The 25,132-nt window shown below is 34.6% G+C and carries 22 protein-coding genes and 5 pseudogenes; 17 read left to right on the top strand and 10 right to left on the bottom strand.

The window, feature by feature from the left end; all coding sequences use genetic code 11:
• Window positions 1-29 precede the first annotated feature (29 nt).
• Window positions 30-597 (top strand): annotated as a pseudogene (locus ACICQD_RS03275) (IS5 family transposase); the annotation flags it as partial.
• A 19-nt stretch (window positions 598-616) separates the two neighbouring features.
• On the opposite strand, the gene ACICQD_RS03270 reads toward ACICQD_RS03275, so the two are convergent.
• Window positions 617-1,443, bottom strand: a protein-coding gene (locus tag ACICQD_RS03270) for an IS5 family transposase (RefSeq protein ID WP_395461446.1) whose coding sequence is annotated in 2 segments (ribosomal slippage) — window positions 617-1,056 and window positions 1,056-1,443 — 828 coding nt in all. Because the reading frame shifts where the segments join, the coding sequence is not laid out codon by codon here.
• 94 nt (window positions 1,444-1,537) lie between these two features.
• On the opposite strand from ACICQD_RS03270, the pseudogene ACICQD_RS03265 reads away from it, so the two are divergent.
• The 7 genes and pseudogenes from ACICQD_RS03265 to ACICQD_RS03235 form a co-directional block, all read left to right on the top strand.
• Window positions 1,538-1,726 (top strand): annotated as a pseudogene (locus tag ACICQD_RS03265) (transposase); the annotation flags it as partial.
• Window positions 1,723-2,850: a phage tail tape measure protein gene (locus ACICQD_RS03260; RefSeq protein ID WP_395461578.1), complete on the top strand. Its 1,128-nt coding sequence runs from the start codon at window positions 1,723-1,725 to the stop codon at window positions 2,848-2,850. The pseudogene ACICQD_RS03265 and the gene ACICQD_RS03260, both read left to right, overlap by 4 nt.
• Window positions 2,850-3,206 (top strand): phage tail protein, encoded by a 357-nt coding sequence (locus tag ACICQD_RS03255; protein ID WP_395461577.1) that lies wholly within the window; start codon window positions 2,850-2,852, stop codon window positions 3,204-3,206. Before ACICQD_RS03260 ends, ACICQD_RS03255 begins: the two co-directional genes overlap by 1 nt.
• On the top strand, window positions 3,203-3,412 hold the full coding sequence (locus tag ACICQD_RS03250) for a tail protein X (RefSeq protein WP_395461576.1): 210 nt from the start codon (window positions 3,203-3,205) through the stop codon (window positions 3,410-3,412). The genes ACICQD_RS03255 and ACICQD_RS03250 overlap by 4 nt, the downstream gene beginning before the upstream one ends.
• Complete coding sequence (locus tag ACICQD_RS03245) at window positions 3,413-4,348, top strand: phage late control D family protein (RefSeq protein WP_395461575.1); 936 nt, start codon at window positions 3,413-3,415, stop codon at window positions 4,346-4,348.
• Between the two features lie 52 nt (window positions 4,349-4,400).
• Window positions 4,401-4,931, top strand: a complete 531-nt coding sequence (locus ACICQD_RS03240) for an ankyrin repeat domain-containing protein (protein WP_052264890.1) — start codon at window positions 4,401-4,403, stop codon at window positions 4,929-4,931.
• 65 nt (window positions 4,932-4,996) lie between these two features.
• Window positions 4,997-5,215 (top strand): hypothetical protein, encoded by a 219-nt coding sequence (locus ACICQD_RS03235; RefSeq protein ID WP_264687462.1) that lies wholly within the window; start codon window positions 4,997-4,999, stop codon window positions 5,213-5,215.
• On the opposite strand, the pseudogene ACICQD_RS03230 reads toward ACICQD_RS03235, so the two are convergent.
• A pseudogene (locus tag ACICQD_RS03230) lies at window positions 5,206-5,712 on the bottom strand (phospholipase D family protein); the annotation flags it as partial. The gene ACICQD_RS03235 and the pseudogene ACICQD_RS03230 overlap by 10 nt on opposite strands.
• Between ACICQD_RS03230 and ACICQD_RS03225 the strand changes: the two are divergent.
• Window positions 5,711-6,640 (top strand): patatin-like phospholipase family protein, encoded by a 930-nt coding sequence (locus ACICQD_RS03225; protein ID WP_395461574.1) that lies wholly within the window; start codon window positions 5,711-5,713, stop codon window positions 6,638-6,640. The pseudogene ACICQD_RS03230 and the gene ACICQD_RS03225 sit on opposite strands and share 2 nt — an antisense overlap.
• Before the next feature lie 92 nt (window positions 6,641-6,732).
• On the opposite strand, the gene ACICQD_RS03220 is transcribed toward ACICQD_RS03225, so the two are convergent.
• The 7 genes and pseudogenes from ACICQD_RS03220 to rnhA all read right to left on the bottom strand — a co-directional run.
• Window positions 6,733-7,656: a helix-turn-helix domain-containing protein gene (locus tag ACICQD_RS03220; protein WP_395461573.1), complete on the bottom strand. Its 924-nt coding sequence runs from the start codon at window positions 7,654-7,656 to the stop codon at window positions 6,733-6,735.
• 38 nt (window positions 7,657-7,694) lie between these two features.
• A complete protein-coding gene (locus tag ACICQD_RS03215; RefSeq protein WP_395461572.1) occupies window positions 7,695-8,615 on the bottom strand; it encodes a helix-turn-helix domain-containing protein in 921 nt (306 codons plus the stop codon).
• 75 nt (window positions 8,616-8,690) lie between these two features.
• Window positions 8,691-9,839: a hypothetical protein gene (locus ACICQD_RS03210; RefSeq protein WP_395461571.1), complete on the bottom strand. Its 1,149-nt coding sequence runs from the start codon at window positions 9,837-9,839 to the stop codon at window positions 8,691-8,693.
• A 102-nt stretch (window positions 9,840-9,941) separates the two neighbouring features.
• Window positions 9,942-10,598 carry a RadC family protein gene (locus ACICQD_RS03205; RefSeq protein WP_395461570.1) on the bottom strand — a complete coding sequence of 219 codons (657 nt, stop codon included), beginning with the start codon at window positions 10,596-10,598 and terminating at the stop codon, window positions 9,942-9,944.
• Window positions 10,599-10,769: 171 nt separating this feature from the next.
• Window positions 10,770-11,699, bottom strand: coding sequence for a helix-turn-helix domain-containing protein (locus tag ACICQD_RS03200; protein WP_395461569.1), 930 nt, complete (start codon window positions 11,697-11,699; stop codon window positions 10,770-10,772).
• A 68-nt stretch (window positions 11,700-11,767) separates the two neighbouring features.
• Window positions 11,768-13,639 (bottom strand): DNA mismatch repair endonuclease MutL, encoded by a 1,872-nt coding sequence (gene mutL / locus ACICQD_RS03195; protein ID WP_395461568.1) that lies wholly within the window; start codon window positions 13,637-13,639, stop codon window positions 11,768-11,770.
• A 92-nt stretch (window positions 13,640-13,731) separates the two neighbouring features.
• A pseudogene (gene rnhA / locus ACICQD_RS03190) lies at window positions 13,732-14,139 on the bottom strand (ribonuclease HI); the annotation flags it as partial.
• Between the two features lie 416 nt (window positions 14,140-14,555).
• Between rnhA and ACICQD_RS03185 the strand changes: the two are divergent.
• The 7 genes and pseudogenes from ACICQD_RS03185 to ACICQD_RS03155 all read left to right on the top strand — a co-directional run.
• Window positions 14,556-14,801 (top strand): annotated as a pseudogene (locus ACICQD_RS03185) (PD-(D/E)XK nuclease family transposase); the annotation flags it as partial.
• 287 nt (window positions 14,802-15,088) lie between these two features.
• Window positions 15,089-15,439 (top strand): hypothetical protein, encoded by a 351-nt coding sequence (locus ACICQD_RS03180; RefSeq protein WP_395461567.1) that lies wholly within the window; start codon window positions 15,089-15,091, stop codon window positions 15,437-15,439.
• Window positions 15,436-15,582: a reverse transcriptase N-terminal domain-containing protein gene (locus tag ACICQD_RS03175; protein ID WP_395461566.1), complete on the top strand. Its 147-nt coding sequence runs from the start codon at window positions 15,436-15,438 to the stop codon at window positions 15,580-15,582. The genes ACICQD_RS03180 and ACICQD_RS03175 overlap by 4 nt, the downstream gene beginning before the upstream one ends.
• Before the next feature lie 44 nt (window positions 15,583-15,626).
• Window positions 15,627-16,985: a group II intron reverse transcriptase/maturase gene (gene ltrA / locus ACICQD_RS03170; RefSeq protein ID WP_395461565.1), complete on the top strand. Its 1,359-nt coding sequence runs from the start codon at window positions 15,627-15,629 to the stop codon at window positions 16,983-16,985.
• Entirely contained in the window at window positions 16,982-17,767 is a 786-nt protein-coding gene (locus ACICQD_RS03165) for an Rpn family recombination-promoting nuclease/putative transposase (protein WP_395461564.1), read from the top strand. Before ltrA ends, ACICQD_RS03165 begins: the two co-directional genes overlap by 4 nt.
• Before the next feature lie 100 nt (window positions 17,768-17,867).
• Window positions 17,868-19,334: a cytoplasmic incompatibility factor CifA gene (locus ACICQD_RS03160; RefSeq protein WP_395461563.1), complete on the top strand. Its 1,467-nt coding sequence runs from the start codon at window positions 17,868-17,870 to the stop codon at window positions 19,332-19,334.
• Between the two features lie 66 nt (window positions 19,335-19,400).
• On the top strand, window positions 19,401-19,940 hold the full coding sequence (locus tag ACICQD_RS03155) for a hypothetical protein (RefSeq protein WP_395461562.1): 540 nt from the start codon (window positions 19,401-19,403) through the stop codon (window positions 19,938-19,940).
• Here the strand turns inward: ACICQD_RS03155 and ACICQD_RS03150 are convergent.
• Window positions 19,937-20,703 (bottom strand): IS5 family transposase gene (locus ACICQD_RS03150; RefSeq protein WP_395461506.1). Its coding sequence is split into 2 segments (ribosomal slippage): window positions 19,937-20,376 and window positions 20,376-20,703, totalling 768 coding nucleotides; the frame shifts between segments, so codons are not numbered across the junction. The genes ACICQD_RS03155 and ACICQD_RS03150 overlap by 4 nt on opposite strands.
• Between ACICQD_RS03150 and ACICQD_RS03145 the strand changes: the two genes are divergently transcribed.
• Window positions 20,678-24,844 (top strand): hypothetical protein, encoded by a 4,167-nt coding sequence (locus ACICQD_RS03145; RefSeq protein ID WP_395461561.1) that lies wholly within the window; start codon window positions 20,678-20,680, stop codon window positions 24,842-24,844. The genes ACICQD_RS03150 and ACICQD_RS03145 overlap by 26 nt on opposite strands.
• Window positions 24,845-25,132 lie beyond the last annotated feature (288 nt).

Raw genomic sequence — 25,132 nt, 5'->3', positions numbered from 1 at the left:
TAAGAGATAATGTATATAAGTTAGGATATATGAGGAGTTTATACCCAAGTAATATAAGTCGGGAAAGATTTGAGATTATATTACCAGATCTAGAGTCCTGTAGAAAAAAAACAAAACCAAGAAAACTTGATTTGTATGATGTATTTTGTGGAGTGTTATACGTTCTGAAAAGCGGTTGTCAGTGGAGAATGCTACCAAAAGAGTTTCCAAAATGGCGCAATTGTTACGACTATTTTAAGAAGTGGAGTGAAAAACCAGATGCAAATAAAGAAAGTGTTCTGGAGCTGGTGTTAAAAAAAAATAGTTGGCGTAGTCCGACAAAACAATGGTCGGAAAGAAAAAACCAGCTTCTGCATAATTGATGCACAGAGTGTAAAAAATGCAGATACTGCTGAAGAAAAAGGCTACGATGCAGGCAAAAAGATTTCAGGAATAAAACGCCATATTGCAGTAGATACGCAAGGTTTGCCACATGCAATTTATGTAACAACAGCAGAGATAACTGACCGTAGCAGTGCTGTGAGAATGGTAGAAAATGCAAAAGAAAACCTCTCGGGAGTTAAAAATGTACTGGTTGATGCAGGCTATACGGGAGAGAATAGACCTCTTTCGAAACTCATATAGACAGCTCAAAATTGTGAATTCCTGCTATTAAATTGAATCTCAAGCCAAAACGTTTTCTCCGATTGCGGTATCTGTCTGCAATAATTTTGAATCTTTTTAACAGACCAATTACATTCTCAACTACTACTCTTTTGCTTGCTAGCTCCCGATTTTCTACCTTTTTTTCCTTAATTAAGGGACTCTTTTTCATCCTTCTGTGTGGCAACTCGACATTTTTGTGAATTTTCTGAAAACCTCTATAGCCAGCATCGGCTAAAACTTTTATACCTTCTGATACATGCACTTTTGACTCCTTGAAAAGCCGAAAGTCATGCTTTCTCCCGTTTGAAAATGACGTACAAATAATTTTCTTGCTCTTCTTTTCTGCAATTATTTGTGTTTTTAGCGTATGTTTTTTCTTCTTTCCTGAATAAAATCTTTTCTGCTTTTTTTTGGTCTCTCTACAGGTGTTTCCGTTGCATCAATCACCAAAATCTCATATTTCACGTCGCTTTTTAGGAGTTCTTTTCGTCCTGGCAATGCGAAATCTTGGTGTTGTATTAGAGTATCCTCTACCCATTTTACAGTTTTATATGCCGTACTTTCACTTACTCCATAACTTTGACTTATGTGAAAATATGTACGGTATTCTCGTAAGTATTCTAATACCATGAGCAGCATATTCTCCTCGTTTAGCTTATTTTTCCTTCCTCCTTTGGCTTTCTTTTTTTTATTTTCTTCACATAAAATCCCTACCATTTTGTTAAATGTTGATCTCTTTACTCCTGTTAGTCGACGAAACTCCCCTTTATCGAGCTCTTTCACTATTTCATACTTCATTTCTCCTTACCTCAAAATTACTATTTTTACTGCTTTATCCTAGTTTCGAAAGAAGTCTAATTTTGCAACACAAATAAAAGCAACTATTGGTGCAACTGTTGAGGTAATAAAACGCAGTGAATTACATACCTTTGCTGTATTGCCAAAAAGATGGGTTGTAGAGCGTTCTTTTGCTTGGTTGGAAAAATGTAGACGGTTATGGAAAAATTGCGAGCGTAAACTCAACACCAGCTTGCAAATGGTAGTTCTTGCTTTCACTGCTTTGTTCCTCAAAAGATTATGAACAGGTTCTCACAAAAAGTTGCTCAAAACGGTCAAGAAGCATTACTCTACTTTTTTAAAACTTTAGAGAAAATAGATAAACAGGAACGTTCTCAAATTCTTCTCAACCTCTTCGGTCAAGAATATCAAGATGATATTGCATTGATAGTTGGGAGTTTGGAAGAATATAAAAAAGCAATAGGTTTTGTGACTGATAAAGAAAAGTATAATAAATCTATGCAAAAGGAATTTAATAACCGTGCAAGTACTACAGCAAATAATTTGCAGCTACTCAAAAATACAATAGCAGAGCTAGGAATGAACTTAGGGTCAGTTGTGCTACCTCCTTTAAATTGGATAAGTAAGATTTTGAGGTCTATATCTATAGGTATAGCTTGGTTCACAGAAAAGTGTCCAATTTTGACTACAGGAGTTATGAGCATAATTTCAGCTCTTATTATTGGTAAGATTGCAGTGGTAGGTTTTGGTTATGCATTTGCATTGGCTGGAGGTGGAATATTAACTTTTAAGGCTATTTTGCAGGGAACACTTTTGCCAGTATTAACTTCGTTATCAGCTCGAGTAATTCCAGCAGTGATCATGGGACTGAAAGCTTTAACGCTAACCAATCCTATAGGCGCTGCTGTTGCTGGACTATCAGTTGGTGCAGCACTTGTAATTGCTAATTGGCAAAAGGTGAAGGACTTTTTCTCAAGTATCTGGAAATCAATTGTAAAACCCATAGAAAATTGGATTGGTATAGGAAAATTGTTTAATGATAATCCAATAAAAGCATTAGAGAACCCAGTAGAAGCAAAAATAGGCAGTGCAACTAGTGAAAATAGAAATGTTTTTAGTAAAGGAAACCCTTTATTAAATAATAATGCTTTTAGTGGAATTTCGAATAGTAGAACGAATATTGAAAGTGTGATTACAGAAAAAAGTTCTGTAGAAAATAATTCAGAGAAAGTTTTAAAAGACTTTGAAAAGTGTGAACAAAAAATTTTTAATCAAACTTTTACATTTAATATAAGTATAAAAGCAGAACCTAACCAAGACGTACGTAGTCTTGCCGATGCAGTGATAAAAAGAATAAGAGAAAAATCGCGAGACGTTCTGTTTGATTCAGTAGAGCCGATTTACTAATGCTATCACTTGGTCGGCATAAGCTTTCTCCAACAAGTGTAAGGTATAGTAAAGAAAATCGTTGGAGTACAATTGAGTGTATTGGTAAAATACCTTCATCACAAAATATTGGTCAAGGTACAGAAAATATAGACTTAGAAGGAGTAATTTATTTCCATAATCTGAATGATTTAAATCAATTAAAAAGTATGAAAGAAGCTGAGGAAAATCAGGAACCAAGTATCTTAGTAGACAATTTAGGAAATGTTTTGGGAAGATTTGTTATTGTGCGGTTAGAAGAAAAGCAAACGTCGTATTTTCCATGTGGATTACCAAAAAAGATAGAATTTAGCTTAAGTTTAAGGCGTTATGTATGATAGTACATTATATAACCCGAGAAAATGAAATGTTAGATTACATATGTTTTAAACACTATGGATACAGCTCTGGAGCAGTAGAAATAGTATTGGAAGAAAATCCTGGACTTGCAGATTATGGAAGTTTTTTGCCTGCAGGATTAAAAATTAAGTTACCTGCAATACAAGAGCAGTTAAAAAAATCGAAGTTAAAAGTGTGGGAATAAATGAAACCTGAATTTAGCATTGAAGGAATAAAAGATCATGTAATATCGGTGCATCTTACTGATGAATCTGGTACTATAGATGATGTCGCAGAGGTATGTGTTGATTATGGCAATGAAAATGTAGAAGTTCCAAATGAATTGAACATAGCACTAGGTTATAAAGAAACTGGAATCTTTCCAATGGGTATATATACAGTCAACGAAGTTACGATACAAGGCCCACCTAAAACTCTACTAATAAAAGCTCATGCAACAAATTTAAGAATATCTTTGAAGGCAAAAGTATCAAAAGAATGGCACCAAATTACCATAGAAAACTTAGTAAAAGAAATAGCCCAAAAACATGGATATGGACATAAAGTTACTGAGGAATTTAAGGATGTACTGATACCCCACATCAACCAAATAGATGAAAGTGATATCAGCTTGTTAACTAAAATAGCAACAGAGCGTGAAGCAATGGCAAAATTAGCTGGTGGGTACATATTATTTATTTCAAAGAATATGGCAAAATCAGCCACAGGAAAAGCTTTAGGAACAACGACTATTAGACCTCAAGACACAATTAATTGGAAAGTGCATTTTACCGTACGCGATAAATACAATTCAGTAGTAGCAAAATGGCATAGCTATGAAAAGGGCGAAACTATTAAAGAAACAGTTGGTAGCGGTGAACCAAGTTATATTATGCTGGAACTTTACTCAAATGCAGAGTCAGCACTAAGTGCAGCAAATGCCAAGTTAAAACAATTGAAACGTAACAATGAAGCTTTAGATATAACTATGCCTGGTAATCCAGAGTTATTTGCAGAAGCTAAACTTAATCTTATAGGTTTCAATCAAGCAGTAGATGGTGAATGGATAGTTAATAGAGCGGAGCATACTTTAAATAGCTCAGGTTACCTTACTATGTTGTCAGCATCTTTGAGTAAGTAACATTAAGGAAAAATAAGTATATAGTCTATTCAATGTAAAGAAACTACTGAATATGAGTCAACTGAAATGTAATGAAAAGGAAAAAATACATTTTGTATGGTTTATAATATTAATGGTATGTGTTGTTATTACATATTGCTACCAAAGATCTAAAGCTGCAGATAATTATAACAAAACATTACAAGTGGCTACTAATAATTGCAACTTAGAAATAGTAAAACTTTTAGTAAAAGACATGGCTCCAAACTTGAGTGGAACAACGTTACATTTTGCAGCAAGAAAAGGATGTTTAGACATTATCAGATTTTTAATAGAAGAGGAAAAAGTAAATATAAACGCACTTGATAGAAATGCATTTAAAAGAATAGCTTTACATCACGCTGCAGGTGAAGGACACCTAGAAGTTATTAAGTTTTTATTAGACAAAGGTGCAGACCCTACCATTAGAGACACAGATGGGAAAAACCCAAGAGATGTAGCTGTACTAAGATCAAGGCACAATAAAGATAAACCTTACAGAGAAATAATAAAGCTACTTGCAGAAGCAGAGGATCGATACGAATCAACAGAAAGTAATCACTAAAGCTGTAAGTTTTTTGATCTCCATATAAACTTCCAAAACTATCCATAACAAATTAATCTTTTCACATGAAAAAGCAAAAAGTTCCAATTACAGTAATTATCACGTTATTAATCCAAACCGTAGCAATCATATGGTGGTTATCCAAGTTAGACTCAAGGGTACAACTTCATGATAAACTTATTGAATATGGTTTAATGGAAAAGGTACTCGTACTTGAGGAAAGGGTGAAAAATCTTTCTGAGGAATTGGATGAATTCAAAGATAACTTAAAGTCTGGTGTATAATGCTTAGACTGCGATTGACGATTTTTCCAATTTTTGACGTATTGTTCAACTAGTGGAGAATCTCCTGTTATGATCAGTAGGTTTTCAGCATTTCTTTGCTGAGCGGCATCTGAAAAGTTAAATGATCCGGTTATGATTTTTTGCTCATCAATAATAATTACCTTGCTATGAGCAATAGCGGGTTTAAAGTCAATCCATATCGGAATTTTGTGCTCAAATAATTCGTTAATTACACTATGTTTTGAACTAGTTTGTGATTCATCTAGAATAACCTTAATATCAACTCCACGCTTTTTAGCTTGAACCAAGGACTCAGCAATAGGCTTTGAGGTAAATTGGTATGCCTGAACCAACACGGATTTTTTAGCATGATCCACGGAATCAATTATTAGGTTGGTGCAATTTTCTCCAGGCGTGAAGCAGACTGTGGCTTTTGGGCAGGAAACACATCCCGATAAAAGCGAACAAGTTAATAAAATCAATAAATACCTAACCATGGCAAAATACATCCTTTCAGTTGACGGAGGAGGCATAAGAGGCATCATACCAGCCATAATATTAGCAGAAATAGAAAAAAGAACAAGAAGAACTATAGCTGAAATCTTTCACTTAATGGCAGGAACCTCAACCGGTGGAATTGTTATAGCAGGATTATGTAAAAAAGATAAACAAGGAAATCCCCAATATTCAGCTAGTGATTTAGTCGAGCTTTACCAAAAATACGGGTCATATATTTTTAAATCTTCATTTTTGAGAAGATCAATATTTTCTTGGCTTAATTGCGCACAATACCCACATAAAAATATTGAATTTGTACTGGATAAATATTTTGGCGATGATATCCTTAAAAACACTTTAAGTAATGTGTTGATTACGAGTTACGATATTCACAATAACTGCCCATTTTTCTTCAAAAGCTGGAAAGAGGATAGAAATTTTATTAAATTAAGGGATGTATTAAGAGCAGCAACTGCAGCACCTACTTACTTTGCACCTAAATATCTTAAAATTAACCAAAAGGAAATGGTATTAGTGGATGGCGGGGTTTTTGCCAATAATCCTGCGGCTTGCGCATATGCAAGTGGTAAGAGGTTATTTCCTAATGATGATATTATAATTCTATCAATTGGTACTGGCAGAACAGATAGAAGTATAAGGTATTCTAACTCGAGGAAATTTGGAAAGATAGGTTGGATAAAACCGCTGTTGAACGTAATGTTTGCCTCAAGTTTAGATGCAGTAAATTACCAACTTGATCAAGTTATAGCTGATAAATATATACGTATACAATCGCAATTAAAAATAGCATCACCTGACATGGATAATATTACATCAAAAAATATCAAATCTCTTCAGCAAGAAGCAAAGGCAATGATAGAGGAAAATCAAAAAGTAGTCGATAAATTCTGTGATGTTTTATCTTGATACGTAGAAATGCCAAAAAAATTCTGCAGAGCTAAATAAGGGTTTAGAATAGATAATATATTAACCATCTTTACTTATATCTTAAATATAATTCAATTTTCACACTCACCTAACTCATCAACAGTTAGGCCACTTGCTCGCAAAATAACATCAGTAGAAACACCCGCCTTCACTAGATTTTTTGCAACCCTGATTTTCTCTGCTTTTTTAACTTTTTCCTTGCCACTTTTCATATCTTCAGATAGAGATTTGACTAATGCATCTAATGATTCCTGTTCTCTGTACTCATCCATTAAACTCAATAGCTTTTTGCTTTCTCTTGTTTTAGGTAGCAGAACTTTAATATTCACTGATAATCCTTCTGCTATTTGATATAATTTATCAAATGATATGGCAGTGTATCCTTTTTCATACTCGTGTATTTCCTTGAGTGTTACACCAACTTTATCCGCCAAATCTTTTTGAGTGTATCTCCTTATCAATCTCCATTCTCTTATTCTTTGTCCTATTCTGTAATATATAGAATCAGTGCAGATTTCTCTCTCTGTACTATCATACTCGTAAATAGATAAACCCGTTGCTTGGGAAATTATGTCAACTGAAACCCCTTCTTTCACTAGATTTTTTGCTATTTCCAACCTTGTCTCTTCTTGATTGATTTTTTCGCTGATATGAACAAACCTGATTAATGAAGGTACTATTTTACCTAACTTTTGATTCTCATATATTTTTGTTAGATAGAGTATTTCTTCGTCTTCATCTTCATACTCTCTTACTGTTATTGGTTTAGGTAATAGATCTACAACATTAACTGACAGTACTCTTGCTATTACATATAGTACTTCAATTGGAATAGAACTATACCCATTTTCATAGCTGTTCACTTCTTGGCATGTTAAACCTATTTGACCTGCTAATCCTATTTGAGTATGACCTCGCATTAACCTACAATCTTCTATTTTTTGCCCTATTCCATAGCTAACATTGCTTGCAGAAACAAACACATATACCTCCATTTAAGAAAAAAACTCTATGACTATAATTTTTCCACTAGCTACTCATCTAAAACTAGATCAACAGGTAAACCTACCGCTTGCAAAATAATATCAATAGAAATTCCCCCTTTTACTAAATTCTTTGCAACTTTGATCCTTTCCGCTTTTCTCACTTTTTCTTCACAAATCCTTATACCTTCAAACAAAGATTTTATTAGTGCATTACGTAGTTCTTGGCTCTCAATTTCTTTGTATTCTTTAATCAAATTCGGTAGCTCATTTTCCACTTTACTACCTTCATCTTCTTCTATTAATAGATCTGTAATATTAATCGATAACGCTTCTGCCATTTCATATAATTTATCAAGTGGAACAGCAGTCCTTCCTTGTTCATAGTTGCTTACTTCGTCACGTGTTGTACTCATTTTCTCCGCTAAATCCTTTTGAGTATATTCTCTCACTAATCTCCATTCCTTTATCTTTTTGCCTATTTGGTAGTATATAGAACCAACTTTTTCTTCAACACATTCATCAGCAGACAGACCAATTGTTTTTGCAACAATATCAACAGAAACTCCTGCTTTAACCAAACCTTTTGCAATCTTTATTTTCTCTGCTTTTTTACTACTTTTTTCACTAATTTGGACAAAATTGGTTAGTAAACAAAACATCTTACGTAACTCCTGATCATTAATCTTTTTATATTCTCTTACTAGATTTAATATTTCTTCTCCCTCATCTTCAAGACAGCTTTTTGATACAGGAATAAGATCCGTAATACTGATTGATAGTGCCTCAGCTATAGCATACAACCTTTCGATTGAAATTCTACGGTTCCCTTTCTCATATTGCAGTATTACCCAGTACTTTACACCAATTTTCTCAGCTAAATCCTTCTGAGTATAACCTCGCTCTAACCTCCAATTTTTTACTTTTTCCCCTACTTCACAGTCTAGACTTTTTTCCACTAAAAGAACCATACATATAATATTTTCTACTATAGCTCAAAGGCTCCAGATATAATAGCTAGACTCTGGAACCTTTAAATTGATGAATTAAAGTGCCCTACAAGTTTCTTTACTATTTTCACGTACTTTATCTACCCATGAAGACAATTTTTCACTTGGGCTATCAACCTCCTTCATAAGCTGCTTGCTATTCCATATGCCACATCTCATAAAACTTCCCTTTTCTACTGCTTCTTTAAGTTTTACTCCAGCAAAAAGACAATTTTTTCCAATTTCTTCCCCTCTTTGTTGTAGCTCAGCCCACATTTCCTTGTTTTCTACTCTGACTTGTACTTGATCATATTTTTTTACATCATGGTACAATATAATATTTAGTTTACCAGCGCTTGTAGGAATTTCTAACACAACAGAGCTACCATCTGATACATCAACGTAATTTCTTACACCTCCTTCCTCCCTTCTGATCTCAACTGCATTATTACCCATTTTTAAAATATTACTCCCTAACTCTCTCAGTATTTTTGCGACCTCTACCTTGCTATCTTCAGAGAATTCCATAAAAAGCATTTTATTATCTATCTCGATATCTATTAATTCTCCTTCCTGAACAGCACTTTCGCCAGCTTTCTCTAGTTCGTCTAGTTGCTTATCTATCTGTGGCTGAACTTCTGGCTGTAGCTCATTATAGATTTCACCTATTAGTTTATTCTGCAATAAAGTATCATGAAACTCTGCGCCGCTTAGCATTAATTTACGTATTAGCTTTTTACGATCAGCCTTATCAAATTTATGAAAATGTGTACCCAATACTACATACTCTGCAATGCTCCATTCCCCATCGTTATATGCATTTATCCTTGCTCCAAAGGCTAGTACTTGGTCTATAGTTTTGTGCAATTCATTTACGTTTTTTGCCTCTACCACAGCACTCTTAAACCAGCTCAACTTTTCGCTTTCGCTTATACTTGGCTTTATTTTTTGCAAAGCTGAAGCAAATGGATTTAACCCTTCTGGATAATCTGCTTGATTACTCAAAGGTTTTGTGCCATAAATATAGTCAAATCCTTTCCCATAGTTGATTTGGTTTTCGCGAACTTCTCTACCAGGGAAAGGCATTGCATCTTCCGGTTTTATCTCCTTCTGATTATTAATTTTGCTCACAAACTTAGACTGCTTTATATCAACGCCTTCAAGAGCACCAAATATTTTCTTCAATAACTTGTCTTTACTAGTCATATAACCCCCATATTAAAAATACTTTTTAAGTATATAAATCTTAGTTTATACATTCTATTACTCAGTATAAATTATAATGAGTAGATTTGCAAATACTTTCTGCTATAACAATCCGTTTTCTCGAAAGCTGAAATAGCCTCCACTTGTGATAATAATATGATCAAATAATCTAACGCTTACAGTACTACATGCTGCTGCTAAGCTCTTCGTTACTTCTTGATCTTCTTCTGATGGTTCTAAGCGTCCCCCAGGATGGTTATGTGACATTATTACTAATGTTGCATTTTTTATTAATGCTTTTCTTGTAATTTCCTTTATGTATACTGGTGCTTTTTCCATTTCACCAATATACGATTCTTCTCCGATTAATTGGCGCCTTTTATTCAAATACAATATTTTTACACATTCCCTCTCTGCATGACCTATACTTACGTTCAAATATTCTACTAGCCCTTGTAAGTCCATGATTGGCTCACTCTTGAGCTTTTCTCTCAGCACCCTTTCTAGTGTTTCCTTAACACACATAATCATTGCTACTGCAGAATCAGTCACTCCTTCTATAACTTTCAGGTCATCCATTTCTCGACCTAAAATCCTTCCTACTCCTGCATAAGTATTCACCAGATTTTTAGCAATTTCTTGAGCTTGTGGTCTTTCATGTACTGCACTTAGAAACGTTTCCATTATTTCACGATCAAGTAGTGCTTTGCCTTTGCTTTCTAATATTCTGAACTCTATTTCCTCTTTACTTTTATTCATATAATTTACCTTTCACTAACAACAAACTTTTTTTAAATATTTACTGCTGTTTTTTTATCAGCATTGGCATAGAGCCATAGCTTTCGAGTGAAGTCAAATCAATTTTTCAATCTTTTTTACTTATTTTTTCATTAATAGATAAAGATATTAATATATGGTGATTTTTTTATTTTAAACTTGTTGAATTTCGCCTAAAGAGAGGCCTGTTATTTGCAAAATAATATCGGTAGAAATTCCTTTTTTAACTAAGTTCCTTGCAATTTTGATTCTTTCTTCTTCTCTAATTTTCTCCTCACAAATCCGTATGCCTTCAAACAATGATTTTATTAGTGCATTACGTAGTTCTTGGCTTTCAATTTTTTTGTACTCTTTCATTAAATTCGGTAATTCATTTTCTACTATCTCATCTTCTTCTATTAGCAGATCTGTAATATTAATCGATAATGTTTCTGCTATTGCATATAATTTTTCCAGTGGAATAGCTACACGCCCTTGCTCATAGTTGCTTATTTCATCACGTGTTGTATTCATTTTCTCTCCTAAATCTTTTTGAGTATACTCTCTCACTAGCCTCCATTCTTTTATCTTCTTTCCTATTTGGTAGTATATAGAACCCGTTTTTTCTTCAACACATTCATCAGCAGACAGACCAATTGTTTTTGAAACAGTATCAACAGAAACTCCTGCTTTAACCAGACCTTTTGCAATTTTTATTCTCTCCGTTTTTTTACTATTTTTCTCACTAACTTGAACAAATTTGGTTAGTAAACAAAACATTCTACGTAATTCCTGATCATTAATCGTTTTATATTTTTTTACTAGATTTAATATTTCCTCTCCCTCATCTTCAAAACAGATTTTCTCATTTGATACAGGAATAAGATCCGTAATATTAATTGATAACACCTTTGCTATAGCGCACAACTTTTCAATCGAAATTTTACGTGTTCCTTTTTCATATTGTAGTACTATTTGATATGTTACACCGATTTTCTCTGCTAAATCTTTTTGAGTATATCCCTTTGCTAACCTACGATTTCTTACTTCCTGTCCTATTACTTTGTAATCTAAAAAATTAGAGCATTTATTCTCTTTTTTCACATTTTATACTCCATAACCAGAAGAGCTGTTACGTATACTTAATTGGGAACCTTTTTGACAAACTGAACTCATCTCCTTTCAAACAATTTTTCTATATCACTTAGTTTCATTTCTATATAAGTTGGTCTTTCATGACCAGAATATGGAGTTTTCTCAATTTGTCTTAGTATCTCATTCATCTCTTCCAATTTCATTTTTCTTCCTGCTCCATGGCAAGCGATTGTGGCTGATATTTTATTCACCTTATCCTCTATTGGCAACGTATCTTCCATTTCCATTAACTTATCTACTATATCAACTAGCATCTCTTTTATATCTATTGTTCCCAAGATTGCAGGTATTTCTTTTATCGTTACTTTATCTTCTGATTGTATTTCAATACCAAAACCCATTTCAAAAAGCTTATCTTTATAAGTTTCAACCATCTCCATCCCTGCTTGGTTTTTAATCTCAACTATTTCAGGAAGAAGAAGTTTTTGTCTTTTTATGCTTGATTTTTGCCTTAAGCACTCGTATATCAATCTCTCATGAGCTGCGTGCTGATCTACTATAATTAATTTGCCTTTAGCCTCAGCAATAATGTAAGTACTGTGGACCTGGCAGCGTGCATACCCTAGAGGATGATCCTCTATTAAATCAATTTGCTCCCTTTCTAAAACCATAGTCTCCGCTTGTCGTGGTAATCTCTGTATACCAGTATAGTCAAATGATTCTGACCGTTCTGATAAGCCTTTCTCTCCTGCATTTGGCAAGTTGAATTCTTTCATTAGCTGATTCTCAAAAGGACTTGGCCTTCTTTCGTAAAATTCTTTTCGACCCTTTACTTCTCTGCTTTTTCCATTATTAACACGCTCATTATTCCTTTGACTTTCACTAACATCAAAAGACGAACCACCCAGTCCTTCTCCAATACCTTGACACCTAGATCCATCAATATCACTCACTGAAGAGGTATCTATTCTCATTGACAACGCTTTTATTAGCCCTCTTCTCACTATTTCATATACTAGCCTCTTGTTCTGAAACCTTACCTCTGATTTATTTGGATGCACATTTACATCTACTTGATCGTATGGTATCTCTAAGTGCAGCGCTGCAAAAGGATACCTTCCAACTGGAATCAAATCTTGATATGCGTATCGAATTGCACCAACAAGTAGATTGTCTTTTATTGGCCTTCTATTAACAAACGTATAGATCTGAGTTGAATTGCCTCGATTGATAGTTGGTTTACAGATGTGTCCCGTAAGTTTGATGCCTTCCTCTTCCTCTTTTACTTCCAGCGAATTGCTCTGAAATTCTTCTTCTACTTCACATAATCTGTTAAATAATGAAGTTTGCTTAACATATTTTAAGAGCTTTTTATTACCGGAAGTGAGAGTAAACCCAATACTATAGTTAATCATTGCTAAGTTATTTACAATATCAACAATGCTTTGTGTTTCTGCCCTCTCGGTTTTTAGAAATTTTAATCTATTTGGTGTGGCAAAAAATAAGTCACGAACTTCAATATATGTACCCTGTAGCAAAGAACAAGGTGTAATCTCTCTTATTTTTTCTCCTCCCTCATACCTTATAGACCATGCTTCCTTTGCTCCACTTGCCTTAGACGATAATTTCATTCTACTTACTGCTGCAATTGAAGGCAAAGCTTCTCCCCTAAATCCAAGATGTTTGATTTCTATTAACTCACTATCGCTTAATTTTGAAGTAGCGTGGCGCATAAACGCAAGTTCCAAATCTTCCTTTTCTATTCCATTTCCATCATCTGTCACAGTTATAAGGTTACGCCCACCACTTTCTATTTTGATCTCTATTTCTGAACTTCCAGCATCTATTGCATTTTCTACTAATTCCTTTGCTACACTTGCTTGCCTCTCTATTACCTCTCCCGCTGCTATACGATTTATAGTTTTTGTGTCTAAAAGAATTATTGCCATAATACTCCACCCAATCTATGAAACTTAGAGTTCCCTCTATTTTTTGGTGATTTCTTGACCTCACAATCTCTATATTTTAGCTTTTTAGATTCCTTTCTAGCAAGTCTATCTGCCTCTTCATTATAGGTATTACCACTGTGAGCTTTAACCCACTTCCAATTAACATCATGCTGTAAAGCAACTTCATCTAGTTCCTGCCATAATTCCCTGTTCTTTACTGGCTTTTTATCAGCTGTCTTCCAACCATTTGTTTTCCACTTGTTGATCCATCCTGTTATACCTTGTTTAATATACTGACTATCAGTGTGTACAATAACTCCGCAGGAAATTTTTAACATCTTTAGCCCATTAATTACAGCCTTTAGCTCCATCCTGTCATTTGTTTTCACCTCCAGAGATACATTTTTTCACTTTTATTTTCATACATCACCACAGCTGCCCATCCACCGGTACCAGGATTTCCATCCATCTGTATATATTATAACCTTCTTTTTATCCATATTGACAGGATATAGATTTAACATAAATTTGCTACTGAAATGTTGACATTAAGTTTCAAGATCTTTATCATGTAAAGGTGTGGGAGGCTAATGAACCTGTCCTCACGATGTTAGGTAAATCGTAATTGAGCTTTTAGGCTCGTATTTTTATTAGGAGGTTAGCCTCTCATACCCAAAATAATTGTTTTTAAAGCTCTTTATAGCTCATGAATTCATTTGCTGGGGTTTATAGAGGGAGTTGTAAAAGATGATAAAATATAACATTAAGGTGCGTGGTAGCATTCTAGGGTCATTTATGAAGGTAGTTTTTTGCCGACTCTTGAAATTTAGCTAACCTTAATAGGCTTTAGCACAAAAACGTTGAATATTTCTTCACAATTGTGTATAATTATTAATGCTTTCTAGGTTAATTCGTCATGGCTCTTTCAAAATTTTTAGATCCTAAGCTTGATTTAACATTTAAGAAAATTTTTGGTACTGAAAAAAATAAGAATATCCTTATTCACTTTTTGAATGATATCTTAGGCTTTACTGGAGTCAATGCTATTCAGGATGTTGAGTTTCTCAGCACCATTATGAATCCTGAGATTGCTTCTGATAAACAAAGCATTGTTGATGTCCTCTGTAAAGATTCTCTCGGAAATAGGTATATTGCGGAAATGGTGCGACCTGAAAGTCTTCGGTCATATTGTTTAAAAGGAGAGGAATTCATTCAGAAAGAAACTGAAAGGATTCTAAAACTTATTAAACCAGATGTTTTGCCGTCTGAGTCTACGCATCAGTGCGAATCGGGCAACCGGTTGGTGCCAAGCGATGCGGACAATGAACCTCCTCTTGAAAAAGAAGATGCTCAATCGTGAGAGGGGCATAAACTGTAAGCATCATGTGGTTGGAGGGCTAGGCTTAGTGGTATGGTGAACGTAAGTGAAGCTTTATAAGTACCGATACGATGAAAGAGCTAAAGATGCTGATAAGCTCTGACCAAAAGGTAATGTGGATAAGATACATTTTTCATCTCTGGATGTACGCAAATAACAATTCCACCGGTATAGAGAAGCCACCTAACCCACTGTTGTATGACTGGAGAAACAGGGTAAGCCTGTATTTTCGCCTACATGGCAAGCAAACCGCAAGGAATGCTGATGGAAGTGCAGGTAAAGGAGAATGGAGAAAGCGAATGCCATTTTGTAACGAAATGGATAGAATTTGTAACATTAATTCTCGTGAAAACGAGCAGACTTCCATTTGGTCCCTCGTGACAAGAAACTTTGTTAACCACTTAAGGGAGGAAAGCAGATGATTACAGATAAAACTGTAAGTGCACCTACCGACAACTCCGAAGCATGGAAGCAATTGCAATGGAAGAAGTGCCAAAAAGTTGTTATAAGGCTACAAAGACGTATTGTTAAGGCTGTCCAAGAAGGAAGATGGGGTAAGAGGTAAAAGCTTTACAACATCTTCTCACACGCTCTTTTAGCGGCAAAGCTTTGGCTGTTAAGAGAGTAACTGAAAACCAAGGAAAAAACACAGCGGGTGTAGATCGTCAACTATGGTCAACTTGCAATGCTAAATTTCAAGGAATAAAGCAGTTAAAGCAAAGAGGATATAAACCTTCTCCGCTAAAACGGATTTATATCAGTAAATCTAATGGCAAAAGAAGACCTCTTGGAATACCAACGATAAAAGATAGAGCCATGCAAGCATTATATCTGTTTGCCCTGGAGCCAGTATCTGAAACGATCAGCGACCGTCACTCCTATGGCTTTAGACCTAAAAGATCCTGCGCGGATGCTATTGCTGCTTGTCACTTATTACTGGCAAGACGCAATCGACCACAATGGATACTAGAAGGTGATATCAAAGGGTGCTTTGACGACATTAACCATGAATGGCTTATGGAGCATATTCCTATGGAGAAGAAAATTCTGCATAGTTGGTTAAAGGCTGGTTTCCTAGAGTCAAAAACCTTGTATCCCACAACTGCTGGCACTCCGCAAGGAGGTATAATTTCTCCAATACTAGCTAACTTTACCTTAGATGGTCTTGAACAGTTATTAGAAAGTCGCTTTGGTAAATTAGGTAGCAAAAGAAGAGGAAAAATCAGAAGTGGAGTGAATGTAATCAGGTATGCAGATGACTTTATTATTTCAGGTTTCACACATGAAGTACTGGAAAATGAAGTTAAGCCTTTAGTATCATCTTTTCTTCATGAGCGAGGTTTAATTCTGTCAGAAGAGAAGACAAAGATTACATCTATCACAACAGGGCTTGACTTTCTTGGTTGTAATGTACGTAGATATAATAAGAAGTTAATTATTAAACCTTCGAAAGAAAGTATTAAAAAACTTCTTAATAAAGCACGTACATTGATAAAAGCAAATATAGCGAACACTCAGGCTATAGTAATTAAGTCACTTAACTCTCTACTGAGAGGATGGGGAAATTACTATCACCATGTGTGTGCTAAAAAAGCGTTTAGAAAGATCGACAATGAAATTTGGCATAGTTTATGGAAATGGGCAAAGAAAAGACATCCTCGTAAAGGATTACGTTGGATAAAGAATCGTTACTTCAAAGTAATGGGTCAACGACAATGGGTTTTTGCTGCACCCATATGCAAGAACAAACCAAAAGAGATACGGTATTTAAGACTGCTTAAGCTGATTGATATACCTATCAGACGACATGTTAAAATCAGAGCGGATGCAAATCCCCTTGACTTAAAATGGAAAAAGTATTTTGATGAGAGAGTAAAACGAACAAGAATGTTGGCAAGCTCCTTTTCAAGAGAAGGTTCTCTACTATTAGTGTCACCACTAAAGTTGATGTATTCTGAGGATTTATGAAAGACAAGCCGGTTCGACAAAAGAAGAACTTAGATAAGGGGCTCAAGCGTAGTGTGGGGAAACCTGCATGCTGCGTTTCTAAGGGAGGGAGTAGTAGTAATACTGCTTCCTTACCTGACCAGGTCGCTAAAACTAAGGGCTTTGAAAAACGTGCTCAATATTATGCTGCTAAAGCTTACTCAAGACAAGCTGATAAGGGTGATCAATACCATGACCTTAAGGAAATTATCTTTATTGCTATAGCAGATTGTATTTTATTTCCTGATAAGTCTGAGTACAAATCAAAGCATACTATTCGCGATGAAGATACTAATGAACATGATCTGAAAGATTTTTACTTTATATTTATTGAGTTGCCTAAATTTCCAAAAACCAAAGAAGATCAGCTTTCAAGTATAGTTGAAAAATGGGTCTACTTTTTTAGATATGCAGATGAAACTAGTGAAGAAGAGCTAGAGAGAATAATAGGAAGTGATCTAATAATTAAAAGAGCATATGAAGAACTAAATAGATTCAACTGGTCTGAAAAAGAATTTATAGCCTATGAACAAGAGATAAAGCGTATTCGTGATGAACAGGCTGTCCTTGCTCAAAAACTCGATGATGCTAAAAAGGAAGGTAGACAAGAAGGCGTCCAAATCGGTCATGAAAAAGGCAGAGAAGCAGAGAAAATTGAGGTCGCAAGGAATCTACTTAAAGCAGGAGTTTCTATTGACATTATAACTCAAACTACTGGTCTTTCTGTTGATTATATTGAGAAAATTCAAGAAAAGAAGTTTTAGCCATAATGTTTTTTTATTAAACCCTTTATTCTAGATATTGCAATCCATTCTAATATCTGTACAATGCCTTTTTTATATAAATACTTAATATGAGGGGTTAATGCCAACACAGAAAGAGCTTCGGGCTACAATGTCCAAAAAATTACAGGAAGCTATTAAACATCCAGATCCAACAGTTGCTGCCGGGAGGAAGTCAGCTATCAAGAGATGGGTGGGAGTCCTTCATGACAACTTTATGGAGCACATAAAATACTTTAAGGGTGATAAGTTGAAGTTTTTGCACAATGTATTCCAAGATGAAGGTTGCTGGTCAGGTGTAAGGTTGGATAATGCTGCTTTAGGTCAAAGGTTTACTAAAGAAAAAATAGGTGGAATAGATAATCCACTTCGCAAATATGAGATGGCTTGTAGTTACTGTGTAGTGGATAAAATCCATCCACTCTTTCAAAAAAGATTTGAATCTTATAGGAACAATTTTCCTCCTGGTACATTTGATGGTAAAACTGAAACTGAAATTGGCAAATACGTACGAAACTCGTTACTGGATAGCATAAAGAGGAAAGGTCCTGTATTTGATTTCTGGATCGATAGAGAATCTGGGGAATTAAAGAAGTATGATGCAGTAGAAGGTTTTGACAGTGCTGTAAAACTTAAGTGGAGCGAAGGAGTAGAGTATTTTTATAATCATTTAAAAGAAGAAGATAAGGAAAAGAAATTTACAGAAGCTATTATTGCTCTTTCTCGTCCTCAATCTGTTGAGAAAGACGCCCCTATTTTAGATTTTTGTGTAAGGAATATAGATGACAAAGATACTCTTTTACAGAAATTATCGCAGAAAGATAAAGGAGTATATTCCCTTTTTGCTGAATTAATAGAGTCATGTTTTTTTGATACGGTTCATGATTTGGTACAGTGCTGGTGTTATAAAGAAGTTTCAGCAGGAGGAGACCATTCAGAGAAAATATTCTCACAGCGAGACTATGAGCTTTTTCTTTCCTCTCTTTCAGACACAATGTTGAAAAATCCTGAGTTAAGTGTTCAAGCTAGATCCCTTATTATGGAGATTTGGCAGTGTGGCAGTTTTAGTGAATACAAAAAGGCTGCTATTATTAATACTTCGAATGGTAGAATTCCTATAAAGGGTGTACTTGCAGAATTGATAGTTAACTGGAAACGAGAAGACATTTATAAGCCTGATGAGGAAAAAGAAATAGAGAAAAAAGAAATACTAGATATGATGTTATTCGCTAAAAATAGCTTTCCTGAAAGATTTGAATTCTTTAAGGAAAAGATAATAAAAAACCTTAGATTATGTGGTAGGGAAGGGATGAATGATTACGCAGATTACGGTCTGTTTGCAGAAGAGTTATTCTCTGAGTTAGAGAAAACAACTCTACCTCTTGGTCCTGTAGGTGATGGTCCTTGGAATAATTTACGGTCACGATCTAAAGCTCATGGCAGTAAGAAAAGAACTTTGCCAGTTGATGATAGTCCGCAGTCTGAGCTTGGAACTCCTAGTGTAAGTGGTGTTTCTTCTTATAAGAAAAAGAAGAGTCTTTGCGCTTAGTGGTAATAAGTAATCCACTTATGAACTCTTGGTGTTTCTGGTCGTAGTAAATAAGGGGTATTTTGTATGAGTAATGGTGATGGGTTTGTCAGAAGTTTAGTGGATGGAGATCTTGAAGGGTTCAGACAAAGATTTGAATCTTTTTTAGATCAATGTCCATCTTTCTTGCATTATGTGAATGCAGGTCGTTTTCTTCCTATATGCTTTTTTAGTATGTTTGCTACTGCACATGATGCTAATATCTTAAATGCAAATGAGAGAGTCTATTTTCGTTTTGATAACCATGGTGTTAATCCACGTAATGGTGAAAATCGAAATACAGGAAACCTAAAAATTGCTGTTTATCGTGACGGACAGCAAGTTGTCAGATGCTACAGTATTTCTGATCGTCCTAATAGTGATGGGTTAAGATTTAGTGAAAGGGAGAGAGATTTTCTAGTACAAGAAATTATACGGCAAAATCAAGGTTTAATGGAAGAAGACCTAAATTTTGAGCAATACAAAGTATGCATTCATGGAAAGGGCAAGAGTCAGGGAGAGGCAATTGCAACAGTATTCGAGGTGATTCGTGAAAAAGATCTTAGAACCTGTCTTGAAAGGAACTAAGCAGCTAATTTAGCAAGCATAATAGTAATCATATTAAAGGAGATATTAGTTTTTGAAGTAAGAGGAGAATGCTCATAATCCTTGCTCATACGTCTAAAATTGGAAAGCCAAGCAAAAGTTCTTTCAACAATCCACCGTTTAGGAATAACTTGAAATCCTACAGCATCAGCTGCTTTTTTAGTAATCGTCAATAAACATCCTGTTTTCAATAAACAGTAATTTTGCAATTTACCAATATATCCCTGATCAGCGAGAAACCTTTGTAGCGTTGGAGCTTTTCGTTTAGCTTGAGTAAAAAGATTTAGAGCACCATCACGATCTTGAATGCCTGCACTATGAACATCAGCTGTAATAATTAGGCCTATTGTATCCACAATGATGTGACGTTTTCTACCCTTTATTTTCTTGCCAGCATCATATCCTCTGGATCCCCTTTTTGAGTGGTTTTCACTGATTGACTATCAATTATTCCTACCGAAGGTATTTCATTTTTGCCAACCATTTTTCTTACCTTTTTTACTAACATATCGTGTATTTCTTCCAATTTGCCACTATTACGCCACCTGAGAAAATAATCATACACCGTTTTCCATGGCGGAAAATCTTTTGGCAGCATTCTCCACTGGCAACCACCTTTCATTATGTATCTTATTGCATTAATAATTGTTCTAATATTGTGCTTTCTTGGCCGTCCTATTGCACCTTGTGCAACACTTGGCTCCAAAATTTCCCATTCTTTGTCACTTATATCACTTGGATACATTTTTACCTACTATTTTTTACTTATCTCATCATATCCTCTTTCTCATTTCTTTTCAAGACAGGCTCTTAGAGGTAGAGATAAATTTGGCAAATATTCAGCATCTGAAATCAATCTTATTAGACGGCTCTTAAGAGATCACAGATTAACAATTAAGGAAATAGAAGGAAGACAACTTAATCAAAATCAGCTCAGACAACTTGGTAGGTCAGTCAATTTTACACGAGTAGAACCAGGTCAGCAGAGGATTGACAACTTTATGGAAATGCTAGCAAGTAACCAAAGACAAGATGTAAGGGATTCTCTCCGAGGAGATATTTTAGAATATGTAACTGATACCTATAACAATTATAGGGCACAGATAAAAAATAATATTGAAGGTCGCAGTCAAAAGTTTGAGAGTCACGGGTTTTTATTAGGTTTCTTAGCAAATTTTAGTCATCGCTACACAATAGGCATCGATCTTGACTTATCTCCTAGAAACTCACATGTTGCTTTTCTTGTACGTCATCAAGAAGAAAGAGGAAATGTTCCTATTGTCATTAATATTGCTACAGGAGCAACATTGTCCAGTACCGCATTAGACTGTGCCAGAGGTCACGCTAAAAGATTATATGTTTCTTCATTTATACCTATTCATACCACATCAGAGCATACTGTTTGTGTTGGATTAAATTTTGATTTAAATCGAATTCCTTTTAGGGTTGATACAGTAGGGCTTCAACAGGGTAGGTTTCCTTTAGTACAAAGATTGTTTGAGTGTTTGGAGAATGAAGGAATTAGAGAAAATATTAGAGATTTCTTACTTTACCATCTTCCTGCTGAAATACCAATGAATGCGGAGAATTATAACAGAATATTTGACTATATAACTGGTTTTGCTTTTGGAAGTAGTGCTTTTGATAGGCACCCTTTAGAACTAGAAGAGGGAGACGAAGCACCTATAACAAAATACATATTTAGACATGGTGATGAGAGTTTAAGATGTTTAACTATGGTCTTTCATGCTGAAGGTTCTGATATAGTTATACTTCATATTAGAGCTTACGATGCGCAACAGCAAGAAGCTATCGATTTACAAGCTCTTAATGTTAATAGAAATAATGTTCATGTATGGGAAGTTTCATGCACACTTAATGACCAATTTGAGCTAGATATTGATCGACCAAATGACCTTGGTTTATATCACGATTACCAAAATAATAATGCAAATAATTTTCTTGATGGTGATCTTATACAAGTGCCTAATGTTGAAAATGTACATGGTATTTCAGAAAGGGTTATGAATGATGGCTGGCAAAATGTAGGTCAGCATAGAGAACTATTTCAAGAGATCTCTGGAATATTGATGCCACTTAGGAACGCAATAAATGTTAATAGTGAGGATAAGTTTCGTTCTATACTACATGGTACATTTTATGCTAGTGATAATCCTTATAAAGTGCTTGCTATGTATAAAGTTGGTCAAACATATAGTTTGAAAAGGGGTCAGGAAGAAGAAGGAGAAAGGGTAGTGCTCACAAGAATTACAGAACAGAGATTAGACCTTTTATTATTAAGACAACCTACAGAGAATGATCTAGATACTCATCCAATTGGATATGTATTAAGATTTGCTGGTAATGTAGAAGAAGTAGCACAAAAGGAGAATAACGCAAAAGATCGAATAAAAGAACTTATGAACAAGCAAAGAGGATATTTGCTTATTACTTCTGGAAATGAGGTGGTTTTATTTCCTCTTGTATTTAATGCAGGTGCAGGGAGAGTAGAAGGTCTTATATCTATTCCAGAAGGAATAGGAAGAGAAGAGTATGTACATATACTTGATCGTGGTGGTCGTGACTCAAGACCAGGAGGATTAGTGGGACCTGAAAGTGTTATTGATGAAAATCCACCAGAGGGTCTATTATCAGATGTAACACGTAAAAGATTAGTAGATTATTTTCAAAGCGATCAAAGACATGATTTTATTCCATTATGTGATCTAGGTAATAATCAATGGGCTGCATTTCGTTATCTTGAAGGTGATAAAGAACAGGTCATAAGAAAGCTAAGGTCTGGTACAGATGGAACTGCACATACTTCTCCTACAGCACAAGGAATATTAGAACGAATAAACAACGTTCTTGGAGATGGTAATAGCATACAAGATGTTAATGATCTAATTACACTAGATTTTGCTACAGATAATGGCTATTATGGTTATTGGCTTCAACAGCATGATATAACTTATGTTGCAAGGGCACAAAGATATAATTTCCCAGTTGAGAATGAAATGCGGTTTAATGTTGTTGGTATTAGCGGTAATCAGGTTGACGTTTTGGAAACTCATATTAGAAATTTTAAAAATGAGGGAAATGTAGGACCTAGAAGGTCAATTTTAATTGTTAATTTAGGCGGTAATCATTGGGTCACATTAGTGATTGATTACCGAAATGGGAATTATATTGGTTACTATGCTGACTCACTTGGTCATAATGTTCTAAATAGTGTTAGACGAGTTTTAGAAGATAATAATGTTACTCTCCATAATATTCTTATTGATCAGCAAGGTAATCGGTTAGTACAGCAAAAAGATGGATATAATTGTGGCTTCTGGGCATTAGAAAATGCTAGAGATATTAATGAAGTTTTACAGCAAAATAACAATCTTGGAAACCGAGGTGGAGGTGTGTTAGATGAAATGCGTAATTCTCTTACATTAAATGTTCCAGGCCTGAATAATATAGTTGATGAAAACAATCTTAGAAATGAAGAATACTTTAAAGTTCTGAGAAGAGATATCTCAAGAGAACTTCGAGACGTTAATACTAATGCTGGTAGAGCTCGTTCTGATGATGCTGGTAATCCTGATAGTGTCATGTCTTTTATTATAAACAATCAGAATAACCCTGAAATCCGTCGCTTACTATTAGAATACTTAGCGTCTTTTCGTCCACAGTTATCACATTTCAATAAAGAGCAACAGGCAGCACTTTTGCAGTTTGTATCCAGCAGCTTTCCAAATGCATCTATTGAATTAGTGAAACAAGGCCTTTATTTGCCTTCTTTTGAAGAGCGAGGAGTTAATGTTAATGGTAAATGCATAGCAATTACCCGCGGTTTATCTCAAGCTTTATCTTTACACGAAGACAAATCATTTTTGAATACTCTAAAAACTTCAACTGAAATTTATGAGCGTATAGCTCAAGGTAAGCAGATATCTAGAAAGGAAGAAAAAGAGGTTTTTACTTTTAGTAAGCTGCTTAGTAGTTTTGAAGAGCAGGTAGATTGTGTTACAAGCACTTTGCCTTCAAGTTTAACTCATAGTAGGAGTTATAAAATGTTTAGTAATTTATCAAATTATATAGCTGAAATTAATGATGATTTTGCTCTTCATTTAGTAACAAGTAACCATGTTGTAGCCATTTACAGAATAGGTGATAATTACGCGTATTTTGATAGCAATGCGGCATTTATTTCTGAACTAAAAAGCGTTGATCAGCTTATGCAAGTTGTGGAAAAAGGAATAGAATTTGCTGGCTATGAAATAGGAGAAAAAGGCTTTCTCATTGAACACTTTAATGTTAATCAGGCTAATAACCTATTAGCTGATAAAGATAAGCAAACCTTAACAAAAGAAATACAAACAGAACGACAACTTCTTGCAAAACAAGATAAAGAGCTTGGCCTTATTAAAATTAATGGTCAAGAAGTATCCAGAGTACGATTATATGACTTTGGGACTAAAATCAATGTAAAAGGTAGCGTACCGTTGCTTATTAATGCTGATATGAAGTTAAATAGTGAAAAATTTCTAGATTATTTAGATAAAAAAGAAGTGAGCATGACAGCTAGAGAATATCTTGATAACTTACAAAATAGCAAAAATGTAAAAGAGGTAGTACAAGCAACCAAAGCAATTCCTTTTGAAGGTTCGAATCGAGAAGTTAAGGAAGCAGAACACAATCGTAGCTCAGAGCTTAAGTTTTCTATGAAGCAATTAATAGAATATCTTTTGACTGCTATAATTAGTAGTAAGCAGAAAAGCCAACTGTCAGAGAATAATAGCAAATCAGATGGTAATCCTAATCATTATCTGGATAGTGTAACAATAAATAATCAATCGAAGGAGTCACAAAGGTATCAATCTGTTTCTTTCTGAAGTTGTGAAATTTCATCTATAGAAAGATGCCGTCTTGTAGTTCAACAAGAAAATTATAAAAATTGAATCTTAAGTTGTGTTGTGAATAAAAAATACTTTCTATTTGCACCCTGTATAGAGGTGTACAAATTATAGTAAGTGTGTATATTGATAAGTAAAATGTAATATATATATTGGTTTTATACATACTTAGAAATTTACTTATCAATATATATTACATTCAATAAATTTATATAAAATACTATTTTACATAAGATAGGATGGTAGCATTTTTTAATTTTAAATTAC

The organism is Wolbachia endosymbiont (group A) of Therophilus tumidulus (genome assembly GCF_964277345.1).
Lineage (GTDB): Bacteria > Pseudomonadota > Alphaproteobacteria > Rickettsiales > Anaplasmataceae > Wolbachia > Wolbachia pipientis.
This window is presented reverse-complemented; position numbering and strand designations above follow the sequence as displayed.